Source organism: Micromonospora lupini str. Lupac 08, assembly GCF_000297395.2.
GTDB classification, from domain to species: Bacteria; Actinomycetota; Actinomycetes; order Mycobacteriales; family Micromonosporaceae; genus Micromonospora; species Micromonospora lupini.
In genome coordinates this window covers 1808720-1825893 of record NZ_HF570108.1, presented here as the reverse complement: position 1 = coordinate 1825893, position 17174 = coordinate 1808720, and the positions used below count along the sequence as shown (strand labels likewise).

Below are 17174 nucleotides of genomic sequence, written 5' to 3'. Positions count from 1 at the left end.
TGTGAAGATCCTGCACACCTCCGACTGGCACGTGGGCAAGGTGCTCAAGGGGCAGTCCCGGGCCGAGGAGCACAAGGCCGTACTGGCAGGGGTGATCGACATCGCCCGTGCCGAACAGCCGGATCTGGTGATCGTCGCCGGTGACCTCTACGACACGGCCGCGCCGACCTCGGAGGCGACCCGGCTGGTCACCCGGGCGTTGACCGCGCTGCGTCGCACCGGCGCGGACGTGGTCGCGATCGGCGGCAACCACGACAACGGCCCGGCGCTGGACGCTCTGCGGCCGTGGGCCGAGGCCGCCGGCATCACGCTGCGCGGCGGCGTGCGGGAAAACCCGGCGGAGCACGTCATCGACGGCACCACGGCCGGCGGGGAACGGTGGCAGCTGGCCGCGCTGCCGTTCCTGTCCCAGCGGTACGCGATCCGCGCGCTGGAGATGTACGAGCTGACCGCCGCGGAGGCCAACCAGACGTACGCCGACCACCTGGGCCGCGTGCTGGGCCGCCTCACCGAGGGCTTCGCCGAGCCGGACCGGGTGCACCTGGTCACCGCGCACCTGACGGTGACCGGCGCGGCGGCAGGTGGCGGTGAGCGGGACGCGCACACGGTGCTCGGCTACGCGGTGCCGGCCACCGTCTTCCCCGCGACCGCCCACTACGTGGCGCTGGGCCACCTGCACCGGGCGCAGCAGGTCGCCGGCCCGTGCCCGGTGCGCTACAGCGGCAGCCCGCTCGCCGTCGACTTCGGCGAACAGGAGAACGTGCCCTCGGTGACGGTGGTCGAGGTGACCGCGAGCACGGCCGCCCGGGTGCGGGAGGTGCCGGTGACCGCCGCGAGCGCGCTGCGGACGGTGCGCGGCACCCTGGCCCAGCTCGCCGAGATCGAGGCGCCGGACGCCTGGCTGCGCGTGTTCGTCCGGGAGCAGCCCCGCGCCGGCCTGCGCGAGGAGATCCAGGAGCTGCTCCCCCGGGCGCTGGAGATCCGGATCGACCCGGAGCTGCTCGCCGCGCCGGGCAGCGGCGCGCGCATCGCGCAGCGGTCGGGGCGTTCACCCCGGGAACTGTTCGGCGACTACCTGGACAGCCGGGGCCACGCCGACGAGGGCGTACGGGACCTCTTCGACGAGCTCTTCGAGGAGGTCGAGCACTGATGCGGCCGATGCGGTTGGACATGGCCGGTTTCACCGTCTTCCGGGACGAGACGACAGTCGACTTCACCGACGCCGACTTCTTCGCGCTGATCGGCCCCACCGGCTCGGGCAAGTCCACAGTGCTGGACGCCATCTGTTTCGCCCTCTACGGCACGGTGCCCCGCTGGGGCGGCACCCGGGGCCTGGCCAACGCGCTGGCGCCGTCGGCGACCGAGGCCCGGGTCCGGCTGGTCTTCGAGTCCGGCGGCGCCCGGTACGTGGCGACCCGGGTGGTGCGCCGCGACGGCCGGGGCAACGTGAAGACCGCGAACGCCGGGTTGCAGGTGATGCCGGCCGGCTTCGACGTGACCAAGCTCGACACCGGGTTGAGCCCGGACGACCTCGGCGAGGTGATCGCCGGGACGCCCGCCGAGATGGAGCAGGCGGTGCTGGAGGCGGTCGGGCTGCCGTACGAGCAGTTCACCAGCTGCGTGGTGCTGCCGCAGGGGCAGTTCGCCGACTTCCTGCACGCCAAGCCGGCGACCCGGCAGCAGATCCTGGTCAACCTGCTCGGCCTCGGTGTCTACGAGGACGTGCAGAAGCGGGCGACGGCGCGCGCCGCGCAGGCGGAGGCCCGGCTGGACGCGGTCGACCAGGTGCTCGCCGGTCTGACCGGGGTGGACGACGAGGCGTTGGCCGAGGCCGACGCCCGGGTGGGCCGGATGGTCGAGCTGGCCGAGGCGGTGACCGGGGCCGTACCGGAGCTGGCCGCGGCCCGGGCACGCGCGCGGGAGGCGGCGGCCGCGCTGACCGCGCTCGACGACGAGTTGGGTGTGCTGTCCGGGGTGCGTGCCCCGCGTGGGGTGGCCGAGGTGGCCCGCGCGGTGACGGCGGCGCGGGCCGAGGCCGACGCGGCGGCCACGACGGTGTCGCTGGCCGAGGAGCGGGAGGAGAAGCTGCGCGGTGAGCTGGCCGGCGCCGGTGACGAGAGCGCGTTGCGCCTGCAACTGCGGGCGTACGACGACCGGGATCGACTGACCGGCGAGGCCGACACGGTCCGCGCGGCCGTGCGCGCGGCGGACGAGGAGCACGCGACGGCGGTGGCGGCGCTGGCCGCGGCCCGGGTGGACGCCGAGCGGGCCGACGCCGAGTTGGAGGCGGCCTTCCGGGCGCACGAGGAGGCCAAGGCCACCGACCTGGCGGTGAGCCTGCGGGTGCACCTGCACCCCGGCGCGCCCTGCCCGGTATGCGAGCACCCGGTGGCCGAGGTGCCGGCGGTCCCGGCGGATTCGGCGGTGGCCGCCGCGACGGCCGCCGGCAAGGCGGCGCGCGCCGCCACCAAGGCGGCGCAGGCGGCGGTGCAGCAGCGCGATGCCGCAGCCCGTGACCTGGAACGGCTGCTGGTGCAGGCCCACGCCCGGCAGGAGCAGGTGGACGCCCGGNTGGCCGAGCTGGGCGGGCAGCTCGCGGGCGCGGCCGAGCCGGCGGTGCTGCGCCGGGAGTTGGCCGAGCACGCCCGGCTGCGACGCGCCCTGGAGGAGGCGGCGACCGCCGTGCGGGCCGGCCGGGACAGCGCCCGTCAGGCGCGCGCGGGTGTGGACGCGGCCGAGGAGCGGTTGCGGGCGGCCTGGCGGGGCTTCGACACCGCGCGCGACGGGCTGGCGCGGTTCGGTCCGCCCGCGGCCGACCGGGACGACGTCGCGGCCTCGTGGGCGGCGCTCACCGACTGGGCGACGGCCGAGGTCGAGCGCCGCCGCGCCGACCGGGCCGGCCGGGCCACGGTCGTCGCCGAGGCGGAGGAGGCGGCCGACGCGGTGCAGCGGCGGATCGCCGACATCTTCGCCGCCGCCGACGTGCCGGTCGGCGACGACCCGGTGCACGCCGCGACCGTGGCGGTGGAGCGGGCCGAGGCCGACCGCCGCCGGCTGGCCGAGCGCCGCGAGCAGGCCGGTACGTTGCGCGAGCAGCGGGCCGGGCACGAGCGCGAGGCGCAGGTGGCGCGGGCGCTGGCCGGGCACCTGCGGGCCAACAACTTCGAGCGGTGGCTGCTGGCCGAGGCGTTGGACCTGCTTGTCGACGGCGCGTCGGGCATCCTGCGGGAGCTGTCCTCGGGGCAGTACGAGCTGGTGCACGACAAGGGTGAGTTCTTCGTTGTCGACCACCACGACGCCGGGCTGCGCCGGGGCGTGCGCACCCTCTCCGGTGGTGAGACGTTCCAGGCGTCGCTGGCGTTGGCGCTGGCGCTCTCCGAGCAGCTCGCCGGCATGTCGACGACGGCGGCGAGTCTGGAGTCGATAGTCCTGGACGAGGGTTTCGGCACGTTGGACGCGGCCACGCTGGACACGGTGGCCGCGACCCTGGAGAACCTGGCGGCCCGGGGTGACCGGATGGTCGGCGTGGTCACCCACGTCTCGGCGCTGGCCGAGCGGATCCCGGTCCGCTTCGAGGTGCGCAAGGATGCCCGCTCGGCGCGCGTCGAACGGACGGGCCGGTGAGCGTGCCGGGCGACGCCGCGTTCTTCGTCGACTCGTGGGATCCGGCGTACGGGGCGTCGTTCGAGGCGTCCGCGTCCGGGCCGGCGGCGCCGAGCAGCGCGCAGGTCGACGCCGACGTGGAGCTGCCGGCCGTCGACTGGCGGGCGATCGGGGTACGCGCGGACGTGCGGGCCCCGGACGTGGTGCTGCTTGTCGACGGGGTTCGCCGGATCGACGCGAGCATCTGGACGGCCGAGGCGGACGGCGGGTCGTTTCCCGGTGTGGCGGCCTCGTACGCGGCCGGGGTGGTCCGCTGCGACCTCGGCCGGGGTGCGGCCCAGTTGGCGGGTACGCGGGTGGGCCGGGGTCTGTTCACGGCCAGTCCGTCGGCGCAGGACGTGGTGGCGGGTTCGATCCGCTACCCGGTGCACCGGGTAGGCGGCACCGGCGAGCTGGCGAAGCTGCCGGCGGCCGTGCAGGGCCCGTTGACCGCGCTGGAGGTGGCGGTGTCCGACGCGGCCCGGGTCGACGGTGACCTGTTGGTGGTGGACGGCCCGTTGCGCAGCCGCCGCCAGTTGCCGCGCACGCTCGGCTACATCAAGACCCAGCACAGCCAGTACCTGGACGCCCGGCTGACGGCGGTGGTGACCGGCCTGGCGTCCGGTGAGCGGTCACCGGTGTTCCGGCTCGGCACGGCCTGGGGTGGCTGGTCGTGGTATTTGCGGCTGCCCGTGGTCGCGGGTGCGCCGTGGGCCGGGATCGTCCGGGTGGAGTGCTCCGCCGACCTGCCCGTCGAGGCGGCGATCGACCTGGCCGACCTGTCGCTTGTCACGCTGCCCCGGTTCGCGTCGACTCCGTACAAGGATCCACGGGCGCCGCAGAACCTCGTCCCGATCGCCGGTCTGGAGCGTCGCCTGCGGGCGCTGCTCGGCGACTCCCGTCTGCTGCACCGCGCGTTGACCACCGCGGCCCGCGTCGGCCGCTGAGCGGGGACGGGTCGCGGTGGGGCGCAAACGAGCGGACGACCGGGTGGTCGAGCAGGTGGACACCGGGCGGGCCGAGCTGGTGCCGTCGCCGGACCGGGCCGGTTCGTGGACGCTGCTGTTGGACGGGGCGCCGCAGTCGCACGTCGACCTGACCGACCCCACGCATCTGGAGTTCGAGTACGTCCGGCGGCTGGGCGCCGCACTGGACCTGGTCGCGCCGTCCGGTGAGCCACTGCGGGTGCTGCACCTCGGCGGTGGCGCGCTGACCCTGCCCCGCTACGTGTCCGCCACCCGGCCCGGGTCCACGCAGCGGGTGTCCGAGGTGGACGGTGCGCTGGTGGAGCTGGTGCGCCGCGCGTTGCCCTGGCCGGCGGACGCGCGGCTGCGGGTCCGCGTACAGGACGCGCGGGCCGTGCTGGCCTCCACCCGGGACGCCAGCTACGACGTGGTGGTCGCCGACGTCTTCGCCGGCGCCCGCACCCCGGCGCACCTCACGTCGGTGGAGTACGCCGCCGAGGTGGCCCGGGTGCTCCGCCCGGCGGGCTGGTTGCTGGCGAACCTGGCCGACGGTCCGCCACTGCGGTACGCCCGCGGCCAGGTCGCCACGATCCGCTCGGTGCTGCCCCAGGCGTGCCTGGTCGGTGACGCGGCGGTGCTGCGCGGTCGCCGGTACGGCAATCTGGTGCTGGTCGCCGGGCGGACGACTCCCCCGGTGCCGGCGTTGACGCGGCGGGCGGCCGGGGACTGGTTCCCCGGCCGGGTGGTGGCCGGCGACGAGCTGGACCGCTTCGTCGGTGGCGCGGCGGTGGTGCGCGACGCGGACGCCACCGGCTCGGATCCGCCGCCGCCGGGGCTGTTCTCCGTCCGCCGCTGACCGGCCCACCGGCGTCCGCCGGCCGGCCCGCCGACCGCGCCGTCGAACTTTTTTTCGCGGTTTGTTGATCCGCTCGGGGCGGCGCTGCGTACCACCGGGCGGCCCGCCTTGTGGGGGCGGCGTTGGTAACGGACATCCCGGAGGTCTGCATGCATGCGGTGGCGGCCGGTTGGCACGGCGACGCGGTTCGCGCAGACTGGTTGTCCGCGCGGTCGTCGTCGCGGCCGACCTCGTCTGCCCGGGGGGTCGACGCCCGAGCCACGTCTCGCCAAAATGGTCCGGTGACGCCCCGACCGGCGCCCGGGCGCCACCAGGCGACGACAACCGAGGCGAACCACTCCGACCAGTTGATCCGGCTGCTCTACGCGGAGCACGCCGGCCCGTTGCTGATGTTCGTCATGCGGCTCACCGGGGGGGACCGGCAGCGCGCGGAGGACATCGTGCAGGAGACGCTGCTGCGGGCCTGGCGCAACGCGCACCGCCTCGGCGCGCAGGGGCAGGGCTCGCTGCGGCCGTGGCTGGTCACGGTGGCCCGCCGGATCGCCATCGACGAGCACCGCAGCCAGGAGGCCCGGCCGCCGGAGACGTACGACCGGGACCTGACCGCGTTCGCCGAGGCGGACAGCACCGACCGGGTGCTGCGCACGATGACGGTGGCGGACGCGCTGCGTACGCTGAGTCAGTCGCATCGGGAGATCCTGATCGCGACGTACTTCCGGGGGCGGACGGTGCCGGAGGCTGCCGAGGAGTTGGGGCTTCCGCTGGGCACCGCCAAGTCGCGGGTCTACTACGCGCTGCGCGCGCTGCGCACGGCTCTGCAGGAGCGGGGGGTGACAGAATGAGCCGGCCAGACCACATGGACGTCGCCGCGTACGCGCTCGGCGTGCTCGACGAGCAGGACACCGAGCGGTTCGAGGAGCACCTCGCCGCGTGCTGGGCGTGTGCGGCCGAGCTGGAGACGATGGTGCCGGTGGTCGGGCTGCTCTCCGGCATCGACGGCGAGACGATGATGGCGTTGGAGCAGACCGCCACCGATCCGGCGCTGCTGGACCGGACGTTGGTCGCGGTCCGGGCCGACCGGCGGCGCACCCGGTTTCGTCAGTTGCTCGCGACCGCCGCGGCGGTGGTGGTCTTCGGTGGTCTGACGGGTTACGGCTTCGTGAACGTGGCAGGTGACGAGACGCCGGGGGTTCTCGCCGATCCGACGACGAGCGCGGCGGCCAACGACCCGCCGACGAGCGCGCCGACCGGGCGGCCGAGCGGGCCGGGCGTCGGCGGCACCGAGGAGGAGGGCGACCAGGTCGACGCCACCGATCCGACGACCGGCGTGCAGACGACCATGTTCCTGGTCGAGCGGGAATACGGCACCCGCATCAATTTCAGCCTGCGGAAATTGCCCGGCCCACGAGTCTGCCGACTGGTGGTGGTGCGCAAGAACGCCACCACTGAGGTTATTTCGACGTGGTCGGTGCCCGACGGCGGGTACGGCACGAACAGTCGTCCGCAGGGTCTTGAGCTGAGTGCGTCGACGTCCGCGTTGACGAGTGACATCAAGCAGCTCCAGGTGCAGTCGGTCGACGGCAACGGTGTGGCCAGCCCGCTGGTCACGGTGCCCATGTAGGGTCGCGTACGATCCTCGGCGCCGGTCATTTCCCAATGGCCGGCGCCGATTTTTCTGTGTCGCCGAGGTCCCGTGCCGACGCGTACGGATGGCCGCCCGGATTGGTTCAATCCAATCGAGTGAAATTGACCACTGTTACTACTTCAACCTTGACAGCCCACCCGCCGTACCTATGGGTGAACTGCCAAGAATGAGGAGGGCACGTGGCACAGATGAAGCGGACCGTCATCGTCGCGAGCGCGATGGTCGCACTAACGGCCTGCGCTCCCGCGGGTTACGACGGGGCGAACTCGAGCGCGGCCGAGCCGGTCGCCGTCGCCGCGGCCGAACCCACCGCGTCGGCGGAACCCGAGGCGTCGGCATCCGCGGAGGCGCCGGTCGCCGACGCGCCGCCGCCCGCGGACGTCGACCTGACCGAGCAGTTGATCGGCAAGAAGATCGCCCGGATGGGCAACGTGGTGACCGACCAGGACGGCTGGGTCCTGTACCGCTTCGACAAGGACACCGCCGACCCGCCCGCGTCGAACTGCGTCGACAAGTGCGCGCAGGTGTGGCCGCCGGCGTTGACCGACGGCAACCCGCAGCTCACCGGCCTCTCCGACGACAAGGTCGGCAGTGTCACCCGACAGGACGGCACCCGGCAGCTCACCATCGGCGGCTGGCCGGTGTACCGCTACATCGGTGACAAGAAGCCCGGCCAGTGGAAGGGCCAGGCCGTCGGCGGCACCTGGTTCGTGGTCGACCAGAACGGCAAGAAGAACCTCACCTGCCTGCCCACCTCCACGCCGAAGGCAGTCGCCCCGCCGGCGGACAGCGGGACGAGCGATTCCGGCGGCTCGGGCTACTCGTACTGATCGGAACAACGCCACGCACGGTGGCCGGTCGCAGCCGGGGAGGGCGCGGCCGGCCACCGTCGTACCCGGGGGCCTGCGGTGACCGTGGTCGCGCCCCGACCTGGCAGAGTGGCGGGGTGACCGACACCGAGCCCGCCGCGACCCGGGTGCTGCACCCGCCGGTCGGGTACCGGCTTGCCGCGTCGGTCCGCGCCCTGACCTTCAGCCCGTACGACCCGTGTGCGCGCGTCGCCGCCAGCACCTTCTGGTGGGCGACCCGCACCCCGGACGGGCCGGCCACCCTCGCTCTGCGGCCGGCCGGCGGTGAGCTGCTGGCCGAGGGGTACGGGCCGGGCGCCGAGCACGTGGTGGCCCGCGCCGACGCGATCGCCGGGCTGCACGACGACCTGACCGGCTTCGCCGAACTGGCGGCGGCGCACCCGCTCGTCGCCCGGCTGGCCCGGGAGCACCGGGGGCTGCGGATGCCCACCACCGGGCAGGTCTTCCCCCGGCTGCTGCGGGCGGTCTTCGAGCAGAAGGTCACCGGCAAGGAGGCGTACCGGGCGTACGCGGCGACCGTGCGGCACTTCCGGGAGCCGGCGCCCGGCCCGCTGCAACCGCTGCTGCTGCCGCCCGAGGCCGCCGCGGTGGCCGCCACCCCGTACTGGGTGTTCCACCCGTTCGGCGTGGAGCAGCGCCGGGCCGACACGCTGCGCCGCGCCGCCGCGCTCGCCGACCGGCTGGAGCGCTGCGTGGACGCCACCGAGGCCACCCGCCGGTTGACAGCCATCGCGGGCATCGGCCCGTGGACCGCCGCCGAGGTGGTCCGCATCGCCTACGGCGACCCGGACGCGGTGAGCGTCGGCGACTACCACATCCCGAACACGGTGGCCTGGGCGCTCGCCGGGGAACCGAGGGGTGACGACGCTCGGATGCTGGCCCTGCTGGAGCCGTTCCGGGGGCACCGGGGTCGGGTCTGTCTGCTGCTGGCGGCGGCCGGAATCCAGGCGCCGAAGTACGGCCCGCGCGCCCCGATCCGCTCGTTCGCCCGGTTCTGAGGCCAGTCAGCGGCCGGCGCAGAGCCGACGCAGGGTACGGCCGAGCCACCAGGCGTACGCGTGCTGCGCCGCTTGGACGGTAGGGCCGGCGGCGCGGGTGAACCAGCGGTCCGGGAGGCTGAACGCGCGTATCTCGAACCAGACCGCGCCGGCGTCGTCGCGACCGACCACGAACGCCTCCTCGCCCCGCTCGGGGTGACCGGGAAGGGTGCCGTAGCCGAAGCCGGCGAGCGTGGGCGACGACTCGCTCCAGACGACCCGGCAGGGCCCCCAGAGACGGGCCGGCCCGACACCGAGGCCGGCCGTGACCAGCACGCCCTCGGTGGCCCGCGTCGCGTCGGTGCGCATCCGGACCCCTGCGGCGCGGTGCAGCCGCCACGTCAGCACCGCCTCGGCCGCGACCTCGAAGCAGCCGGCCGGCAGCGGCGTCCGGTGGCGCAGGTGGTGGTATCCGTCGGGCAGCGCGCCGTGCCGGGTCCGCCCCACCTCCGGGTACGTCAGCTCGGCCACCGCTCCCCCTCCCCGTCGTCCGGACACGGGCCAGGGTACGGCCGGCGCGGGCGGGCCGCCGGTGGACGAGGCGGGTGGCTGTGGTGTGCTGCGGCGATGAGCGTCGAGCCCCGCATCGTCCCGGCCGGTGTCGCGGACGCCGGTGAGATCCTCACCGTGCAGCGCGCCGCGTACCTGACCGAGGCACAGCAGTACACCGATCCGTTCCTGCCGCCGCTCACCGAGACGCTGGACGAGGTCCGGGCGGTGCTGACCGGCCCGACCACAGTCCTCGCCGCCCGGCTGGGCCACCGGCTGGTCGGCTCCGTGCGGGCCCGCCTGGACGGGCGGACCGCGCACATCGGGCGACTGTCGGTCGCCCCCGACCAGCAGGGGCGCGGCATCGGCGCGGCGCTGCTCGCCGCGATCGAGGCGGCCTGCCCCGCCGAGGTGGCCCTGTTCACCCTGTTCACCGGCGCGGACAGCACCGGCAATCTCCGGCTCTACCAGCGGCGGGGCTACCGGGTCGTGACGCACCGGCCGGGCCGGGAGGGCATCTCGCTCGCCGTGCTCGAGAAGCCGAAGGTCAGCCCCGCTCGGCTCGGGCCCTGAGCCCGTCGGCCTCCAGGCGCAGGTAGCGGCGCAGCAGGCCGCCGTACAGCAAGCCGATCAGCCGGGCGAGCGGCCCGGCCTGGTCGATTGCCAACTCGACCCGGGTACGCCCGTCGGGCAGCGGCAGCAGCCGGTGCTCGCCACGGGTCCGTACGCCCGGGGTGTCGGAGACCCAGGTGAACTCCCGCCCCTCGGTCAGCTCGGTGACCCGCCACATCGCCGGCCGCAGTTTCGGCTGGGTGAGGCGGGCCGTCGCGCCGACCGCGAGGGGCCCCGACTCACCCCGCTCGGCCCGACTCACCGAAGCCGTCCACTCTGGCCACCGCGCCACGTCGACGAGCACCGCCCAGACCAGCTCGGCATCGGCGGCGATCTCCGTACCCGCTTCGAACCGCATCACGTCCCCTCCCGGCGGCGCCGGCCGGCGCCACGCCCTGCCGACGACGCTGCCCGGTGGATCGTGACGGCGGCATCCACCGGCCGGTCCGATCGTCGCGCGGGCGTCGGGGGGGCCCGCGGGTCCGCCGGCCGCGCGGGATCAGGCGGCCTCGCGCAGGTCCGCCAGGCTCAACGGGGTACGCCGACGCAGCAGCTCCTCCAGCTCCGCCACCGAGCCGACCTCGCCGAGCACGTTGCGGCCACCGCCGAACCGCTGCGGGTAACGGCGGGTCAGCCGGTAGCGGTAGCGGCCCCGGATCAGCTCCACGCTCACCCGCCACCGCCCGCAGCAGTCACAGACCCACTCGGACACCCCGCGAAACTAGCTCTGACCTGCGGTTATCCGATTCGCCCACCCGGGACGGGCGTCGCGCCGGCGGACACGCCACCGCCGCACCCACGGTGATCTGCCTCACGACTGTCGGCCCCGTCTGATTGACTGGTCGCCGTGGACCTGCCGATCAACCCGCCCGTCGAGCCGATGCTGGCCAAGAGCGTCCCGAAGCTGCCCACCACCGCCGGGGTGACCTACGAGCCCAAGTGGGACGGGTTCCGGTGCATCGTGTTCCGTGACGGCGACGAGGTCGAGCTGGCCAGCCGGGGCGGCAAGTCGATGACCCGCTACTTCCCCGAGGTGGTCGAGCAGGCCCTCCGTCAGCTGCCCGAGCGGTGCGCCGTCGACGGCGAGCTGATCGTGATCCGACGGGACGGGCCGTCCGGCCAGCCCCGGCTGGATTTCGAGCTGCTGGCCCAGCGCATCCACCCGGCGGCGTCGCGGGTGAAGATGCTCGCCGAGACCACTCCCGCCGACTTCGTCGCCTTCGACCTGTTGGCGATCGGTGACGAGGCACTGCTCGACCAGCCCTATCCGCGCCGCCGGGAGCGGCTGGTCCAGGCGCTGGCCGGGGTGCGTCCGCCGGTGCACGTCACCCAGGTCACGACCGACCCGGACACGGCACGCCGCTGGTTCGACGTCTTCGAGGGCGCCGGGCTGGACGGGCTGATCGTCAAGCCGGCCGACCTGCCGTACGAGCCGGGCAAGCGGTTGATGTTCAAGGTCAAGCACGCCCGTACTGCCGACGCGGTGGTGGCCGGCTTCCGCTGGCACAAGTCCGGCCCGGTGGTGGGCTCGCTGCTGCTCGGCCTCTACGACGACGCGGGCGTCCTGCACCACGTCGGGGTGAGCGCGTCGTTCAGCATGGCCCGTCGTGCCGAGTTGCTCGACGAGCTGGCCCCCTACCGGGACACCGGCGGCGAGCACCCGTGGGTGCACGGCGACCACGAGCGTGGCCAGCGCATTCCGGGTGGGGTGAGCCGGTGGACCGGCACCAAGAACCTGGAGTGGGAGCCGCTGCGCCCGGAGCTGGTGGTCGAGGTGGGTTACGACGCGATGGAGGGCGAGCGGTTCCGGCACACCGCCCAGTTCGTCAGGTGGCGGCCGGACCGCGACCCCCGTTCCTGCCGCTACGACCAGCTCGACCGCCCGATCCGCTTCGACGTGGACCAGGTGCTGCGCGGCGATCCGACGGTCACCCTCGATCGGGCCGCAACCGGTCCGGCGTAGCCTGGCCGTCGACCCGACACCGGAGGATCACGTGAGCCCCACCGCCGACCAGCCTCGGATGGCGACCAGTCGCCGGGTCCGTCGCAGCCTCGTCGCCTTCGCCGTGGCGGCGCTGCTCACCGCCGGCTGCACGCTGCCGGCGTTCGCGCCACGCACCGACGTGGAGGGTGCGGCGGCGCCGGCCGGCTCCTCGGCGACCTGGCGGGCCTGCCCGGAGGCGGCCGAGGACCTGGTCGGGCGGGGCGCGCCGGACATGCGCTACGAGTGCGCCCGGATCACGGTTCCCCGGGACTGGGGCACCGGCGGCGGGGCGACCGCCGGGCCGGGCGCCGGGCAGACCTTCGAGATCGCCCTGCTGCGCGCCCGGTCCACCAAACAGCGGGACCGGATCGGCTCGCTTGTGGTCAACCCCGGCGGCCCGGGCGGCTCCGGTGTGGACACCGCCGTCTACCTCTCCTTCGGCCCCCAGTTCGGTGGGCTGCCCGCCTCGGTCACCGAACGCTTCGACATCGTCGGCTTCGACCCGCGCGGTGTCTCCCGGTCCAGTCCGGTGAAGTGCATCTCCGACGCCGACCTGGACGCCAGCTTCGGCTACGACCCGGATCCGGCGAGCCAGGCCGCGTTCGACGGCTTCGCCGGGTTGAGCCAGCGCATCGGGCGCGGCTGCGGGGACCGCTACGGCGACCAGTTGCCGCTGTACGGCAGCGAGCAGGCCGCCCGGGACATGGACGCGGTCCGCGCCGCCGTCGGCGACGACAAGCTCACCTACCTGGGTTACTCGTACGGCACCCTGCTCGGCGCCATCTACGCCCAGCTCTACCCGCAGCGGGTGCGCGCACTTGTGCTCGACGGCGCCGTCGACCCGCAACAGCGGCTGGTCGCCGGCTCGGAGAGCCAGGCCCGCGGTTTCGAACGGGCCTTCGACAACTTCACCCGCTGGTGCGCCGCCAACGCCGCGCGCTGCCCGATCGCCCCGGACGCCCGCGCCGCAGTCACCTCGGCCATCGACAAGGCCAAGGTCTCCCCGGTGCGCGGCGACGACGGGCGGGAGGCCACTGCGGGCTGGGTCTTCTACGCGGTCATCTCCTCGCTCTACACCGAGGCCGGCTGGCAGGAGCTGGCCCGCGCCATCGACCGGCTGGCCGAGGGCGACCCGAAGGACGTGTTCCGCCTCGCCGACTCGTACGCCGGCCGGGAGGGCGACGGGCACTACTCGAACCTGTTCGACGCCAACCTCGCCATCAACTGCGCCGACGAGACCGAGAAGCCGAGCCGGGAGCAGATCCGCCAGTTGCAGTCGCAGTGGCGCACGAAGTATCCGCTGTTCGGTCCGGCGCTCGCGGTCGGCATGGTGAGCTGCGTCGAGTGGCCGGGTGGTCGGGACCCGTACCCGACCGGCCGGGCCGACGGCGCGCCGCCGATCGTGGTGGTCGGCACGACCGGCGACCCCGCGACGCCGTACGAGCAGACCGGCCGCCTCGCCTCGATGCTGGGGGTGGGCCGGGTGCTCACCTGGGAGGGTGAGGGGCACACGGCGTACCCGCAGACCTCCTGCATCACCGACGCGGTCGACGCCTACCTGGTCGACCTGACCGTGCCCAGGGAGGGGCTCCGCTGCCCGGCCCGCTGACCGGTCGGGTCGGCGGCAGTGGGGGCAGCTCGATCCCCTGCCGGGTGGCCAACTCCTCCAGCAACGCCCGCATCCGGCGCACGTCGGCCTTGAGCTGTTCCTGCTCCTCATGCTCGAAGGCGTCGTCGTCGACGATGAGCCGGCTCGCGAAGTGTGCGGTGATCAGCGGGATGACCAGCAACACCATGGTCGAGATGAGCAGCGCGGCAAGCGTCCGACCCGCCCAGGTGGTCGGCGAGATGTCGCCGTACCCGACGGTGGAGGCGGTCACCACCGCCCACCAGACGGCGTCCGCCGCGCTGCGCTGCTCGACCTCCCCGTAGGTGATCCCGGCCACCACGATCATCAGCAGGTACGAGGAGATCAGCGTGCGGGGCGAGTTCGCGAACCACACAAGCGCCCGGTAGATCCAGCGGAACGGCAGCAGCACTAGCTCCATGCCGCCCCATGCTGCCCGTTGCCCGCAAGCGGCACCGACCCATCCGCCGGTTTCGCTGTGCCAGGCTCACGGCATGACCGATGTGACCTACCGGGAGGCGGTCCGCGCCGACCTGCCCGCAGTCATCGCCCTGCTCGCCGACGACGTCCTGGGCAGGGCCCGCGACTTCACCGAGGTCGACGAGACGTACGAGCGGGCGTTCGCCGACATCAGTGCCGACCCGCGCAACCTGCTGATCGTCGCCGAGCAGGGCGGCGAGCTGGTCGGGTGCCTCCAGATCACCTACATCCCGGGGTTGGGCCGGCACGGCGCCGAGCGCTCCCTGATCGAGGCGGTGCGGATCCGTTCGGACCGACGCGGCCAGGGGCTCGGTCGGGAGCTGATGACCTGGGCCATCGACCGGGCCCGCGAGCGCGGCTGCGCCCTGGTGCAGCTCACCACGGACAAGACCCGCGCGGACGCGCACCGCTTCTACCTGGGGCTCGGCTTCGTGGCCAGCCACGAGGGCATGAAGCTCCCGCTCTGACCGGGCCGGGTCCGGTTCGGTGGGGTCCCGGGCCGGCCCCACCCACCACTCCCCGGACCCTTTGGAGGTGATGCCGTCAACGAATCGGGAGCGGTGATTCGTCTGCGGCATCAACTCCACAGCGAGCACGCACCACCACCTCGCCACCCATCGGCCGCTTCGGCGCGCTGTAGGGGCCAGGTCCCCGGGTTGCCACTTCGCCCGTGTAGAGCTGCCCCAGATGTGGGGCAGCGAACCACGGCGGCGGCAGGAATGCCCATGCCCGCACACCCCCACCCAGCACCCGGCCCGCGGCGGCGACGTCGGCGAGCCGGTCGTCCTCGGCACCGGCATTCCACTGTGCCGGGGCCCTTACAACGCAGGGGCTCCGGTCCAGGGCGTCGCCGCCCAGCACACCCGACGCCCAGCCCGCACACCTTTGCCCCGCCCGCAGCAGGCAAGCACGCCCACACCTACAGCTACCGCACGCTCCGCACCTACCACGCGGTCCATATCTGGGGCAGCTCTACAGGAAGCCAACAGGCCACAGCCAGTCGTCTCCGACCGCGCGGCCGGCAGCCGGTGGCCCGCAGACCAGCGACCAGCGACCACCGGCCCGAGGCCGAGGGCCCGGGGGTCGAGGCCGACGGGCCACCACCAAAGCAGCACGGCCGAGGGCCACCGCCACAAGGCACGGCCGGGGCCCACGGCCAGAGGCCACGGCCGAAGGGCTGCGGCCGAAGGGCTGCCGCCGAAGGGCTGCCGCCGAAGGGCTGCGGCCGAAGGGTTCGGTCAGCCGTCGACCAGGCGGCCGTCGCGCAGGACGAGCACCCGGTCGGCGAGGTCGATCAGGGCCGGGTCGTGCGTGGCCACCAGGGCCGTCATGCCACGGGCGTGCACCACCGCGCGCAGCAGGTCCATGATGGAGCGGCCGGTCTCCGAGTCGAGCTGGCCGGTGGGTTCGTCGGCGATGAGCAGGTCCGGCTCGTTGGCGAGCGCGCGGGCGACCGCCACGCGCTGCTGCTGCCCGCCGGACAGCTCGTACGGGCGCTGCGCGGCGTGCCCGCCCAGCCCCACCAGCTCCAGCAGCACCGCCACGCGCTGCTCCCGCTCCGCGGCCGGCACCTGTGCCAGTCGCAACGGCACACCCACGTTCTCGGCGGCGGAGAGGATCGGCACCAACCCGAAGGTCTGGAACACGAACCCGACGGTGCCCCGGCGGAGCCGCAGCAGCTCGGCCTCGCCGGCCGAGGTCACGTCGTGCCCGGCCACCACGACCTGGCCGCTGTCCGGCCGGTCCAGGCCGCCGATGAGGTTCAGCAACGTCGTCTTGCCGGCCCCGGAGCGACCCCGGATGGCGACGAGTTCACCACGGTTGGCGGTGAACGAGACATCCCGTACCGCCTGCACGGCGTGCTCGCCGCGCCCGAAGGTCCGGCTCACGCCGCTGACCCGCACCACCTCGTCCGCAGGTGTCGCGGAGCCGCCGAACCCGGCCGCTCCGGCCACCACCATGTCCTGAGGGCTCACGCCCGTGCCTCCCGCTCGTCCGAGGCCCGGTCACCGGGCCGTACCTGCACGTGGTCGGGCTCCAGATCGAGCCGAACCCGCTCCTTCAGCGACAGCGCGTCGACGAACGCGGCCGGCAGCTGCATCCGGCCGTTGCGGTCCAGCACCGCGTACTCCTCGCTCACCAGTTCGGTGTTGCCCTCGGCGTCGACGCGCGCGGTCCGGCGTACCTCGGAGGCGGTTCGGCCGTCGCGGATCGCGACGGTCCGGCGGACCTGGGTGGCCACGGCGTGGTCGTGGGTGACGACGACGATGGTCACGCCCAGTTCGGCGTTGATGGTGCGCAGCGCCGCGAAGACCTCCGCGCCGGTGGCCTCGTCCAGTTCGCCTGTCGGCTCGTCGGCGAAGAGCACCTCCGGGTCGTTCGCCACCGCCACCGCCACCGCGACCCGCTGCTGCTCGCCGCCGCTGAGCTGACCCGGCCGGCGGTCCGCGCAGTAGCCCACGCCGACCATGTCGAGCAACTCCCGGGCCCGTTCCCGGCGGGCCTTGCCGCCGCGCTTGCCGGCCAGCTGCATCGGCAACTCGACGTTCTCCAACGCCGTCAGGTACGGCAGCAGGTTGCGGCCGGTCTGCTGCCAGACGAACCCGACCAGCTCACGCCGGTAGCTCAGCCGCCGCTTGGCCGACAGCGAGAGCAGGTCGTAGTCGGCCACCCGGGCGATGCCGGCGGTCGGCGTGTCCAGACCGGAGAGGATGTTGAGCAGGGTCGACTTGCCCGAGCCGGACGCGCCGACGATCGCCACCAGCTCACCCCGGTCGATGACCAGGTCCAGACCCTGCAGGGCGACGACCTCCACCCCCTCGGTCTTGAAGATGCGCACCAGACCGTCGCAGACGATGTGGCCGCGCAGTCGGTCCTGCCCGCCGGCCCGCTCGGCGGCGCGCTGCGCGGCCCTCTGGTGCAGGGCGGCCAGGTCGGGCACCAGTGGAGTCTGTGCGGTAACGGTCAT

The 17174-nt window shown here is 74.0% G+C and carries 18 protein-coding genes; 12 read left to right on the top strand and 6 right to left on the bottom strand.

All coding sequences use genetic code 11. The features are described from left to right. Window position 1: 1 nt before the first annotated feature. The 8 genes from MILUP08_RS09575 (at window position 2) to MILUP08_RS09540 (ending at window position 8975) form a co-directional block, all read left to right on the top strand. On the top strand, window positions 2-1150 hold the full coding sequence (locus tag MILUP08_RS09575) for an exonuclease SbcCD subunit D (protein ID WP_007457043.1): 1149 nt from the start codon (window positions 2-4) through the stop codon (window positions 1148-1150). Further along, window positions 1150-3624: an AAA family ATPase gene (locus MILUP08_RS09570; protein ID WP_007457041.1), complete on the top strand. Its 2475-nt coding sequence runs from the start codon at window positions 1150-1152 to the stop codon at window positions 3622-3624. The genes MILUP08_RS09575 and MILUP08_RS09570 overlap by 1 nt, the downstream gene beginning before the upstream one ends. Beyond that, the gene (locus MILUP08_RS09565; protein ID WP_007457038.1) at window positions 3621-4589 is read left to right on the top strand and encodes a hypothetical protein; all 969 of its coding nucleotides are present in this window, start codon (window positions 3621-3623) and stop codon (window positions 4587-4589) included. The genes MILUP08_RS09570 and MILUP08_RS09565 overlap by 4 nt, the downstream gene beginning before the upstream one ends. A gap of 16 nt (window positions 4590-4605) precedes the next feature. Continuing rightward, the gene (locus tag MILUP08_RS09560) at window positions 4606-5463 is read left to right on the top strand and encodes a spermidine synthase (protein WP_007457037.1); all 858 of its coding nucleotides are present in this window, start codon (window positions 4606-4608) and stop codon (window positions 5461-5463) included. A gap of 149 nt (window positions 5464-5612) precedes the next feature. After that, window positions 5613-6305: a sigma-70 family RNA polymerase sigma factor gene (locus tag MILUP08_RS09555; protein ID WP_007457036.1), complete on the top strand. Its 693-nt coding sequence runs from the start codon at window positions 5613-5615 to the stop codon at window positions 6303-6305. Next, a complete protein-coding gene (locus MILUP08_RS09550; RefSeq protein WP_007457035.1) occupies window positions 6302-7084 on the top strand; it encodes an anti-sigma factor family protein in 783 nt (260 codons plus the stop codon). The genes MILUP08_RS09555 and MILUP08_RS09550 overlap by 4 nt, the downstream gene beginning before the upstream one ends. Before the next feature lie 203 nt (window positions 7085-7287). Next, the gene (locus tag MILUP08_RS09545; protein ID WP_007457034.1) at window positions 7288-7938 is read left to right on the top strand and encodes a COG4315 family predicted lipoprotein; all 651 of its coding nucleotides are present in this window, start codon (window positions 7288-7290) and stop codon (window positions 7936-7938) included. 116 nt (window positions 7939-8054) lie between these two features. Next, complete coding sequence (locus MILUP08_RS09540) at window positions 8055-8975, top strand: DNA-3-methyladenine glycosylase family protein (protein ID WP_007457033.1); 921 nt, start codon at window positions 8055-8057, stop codon at window positions 8973-8975. 6 nt (window positions 8976-8981) lie between these two features. Here MILUP08_RS09540 and MILUP08_RS09535 read toward each other — a convergent pair whose 3' ends face one another. After that, complete coding sequence (locus MILUP08_RS09535; RefSeq protein ID WP_007457032.1) at window positions 8982-9485, bottom strand: DUF1990 family protein; 504 nt, start codon at window positions 9483-9485, stop codon at window positions 8982-8984. Window positions 9486-9581: 96 nt separating this feature from the next. On the opposite strand from MILUP08_RS09535, the gene MILUP08_RS09530 reads away from it, so the two are divergent. After that, a complete protein-coding gene (locus MILUP08_RS09530) occupies window positions 9582-10076 on the top strand; it encodes a GNAT family N-acetyltransferase (protein ID WP_007457031.1) in 495 nt (164 codons plus the stop codon). Here MILUP08_RS09530 and MILUP08_RS09525 read toward each other — a convergent pair. Next, window positions 10051-10473 carry an SRPBCC family protein gene (locus MILUP08_RS09525; protein ID WP_007457030.1) on the bottom strand — a complete coding sequence of 141 codons (423 nt, stop codon included), beginning with the start codon at window positions 10471-10473 and terminating at the stop codon, window positions 10051-10053. The genes MILUP08_RS09530 and MILUP08_RS09525 overlap by 26 nt on opposite strands. 141 nt (window positions 10474-10614) lie before the next feature. Then, window positions 10615-10827 carry a hypothetical protein gene (locus MILUP08_RS09520; protein ID WP_039905709.1) on the bottom strand — a complete coding sequence of 71 codons (213 nt, stop codon included), beginning with the start codon at window positions 10825-10827 and terminating at the stop codon, window positions 10615-10617. A gap of 135 nt (window positions 10828-10962) precedes the next feature. Between MILUP08_RS09520 and MILUP08_RS09515 the strand changes: the two genes are divergently transcribed. Together MILUP08_RS09515 and MILUP08_RS09510 are read left to right on the top strand one after the other, a co-directional pair. Then, entirely contained in the window at window positions 10963-12078 is a 1116-nt protein-coding gene (locus MILUP08_RS09515) for an ATP-dependent DNA ligase (RefSeq protein WP_007457028.1), read from the top strand. 58 nt (window positions 12079-12136) lie between these two features. After that, the gene (locus tag MILUP08_RS09510) at window positions 12137-13708 is read left to right on the top strand and encodes an alpha/beta hydrolase (RefSeq protein WP_039905707.1); all 1572 of its coding nucleotides are present in this window, start codon (window positions 12137-12139) and stop codon (window positions 13706-13708) included. On the opposite strand, the gene MILUP08_RS09505 is transcribed toward MILUP08_RS09510, so the two are convergent. Beyond that, the gene (locus MILUP08_RS09505) at window positions 13635-14147 is read right to left on the bottom strand and encodes a potassium channel family protein (RefSeq protein WP_007457024.1); all 513 of its coding nucleotides are present in this window, start codon (window positions 14145-14147) and stop codon (window positions 13635-13637) included. The two genes, MILUP08_RS09510 and MILUP08_RS09505, sit on opposite strands and share 74 nt — an antisense overlap. A gap of 73 nt (window positions 14148-14220) precedes the next feature. Here MILUP08_RS09505 and MILUP08_RS09500 point away from each other — a divergent pair, with 73 nt between their 5' ends. After that, on the top strand, window positions 14221-14673 hold the full coding sequence (locus tag MILUP08_RS09500) for a GNAT family N-acetyltransferase (RefSeq protein WP_007457023.1): 453 nt from the start codon (window positions 14221-14223) through the stop codon (window positions 14671-14673). Window positions 14674-15444: 771 nt separating this feature from the next. On the opposite strand, the gene MILUP08_RS09495 is transcribed toward MILUP08_RS09500, so the two are convergent. After that, window positions 15445-16167, bottom strand: coding sequence for an ABC transporter ATP-binding protein (locus MILUP08_RS09495; RefSeq protein WP_051065683.1), 723 nt, complete (start codon window positions 16165-16167; stop codon window positions 15445-15447). Window positions 16168-16178: 11 nt separating this feature from the next. Beyond that, on the bottom strand, window positions 16179-17174 hold the full coding sequence (locus MILUP08_RS09490; protein ID WP_007457020.1) for an ABC transporter ATP-binding protein: 996 nt from the start codon (window positions 17172-17174) through the stop codon (window positions 16179-16181).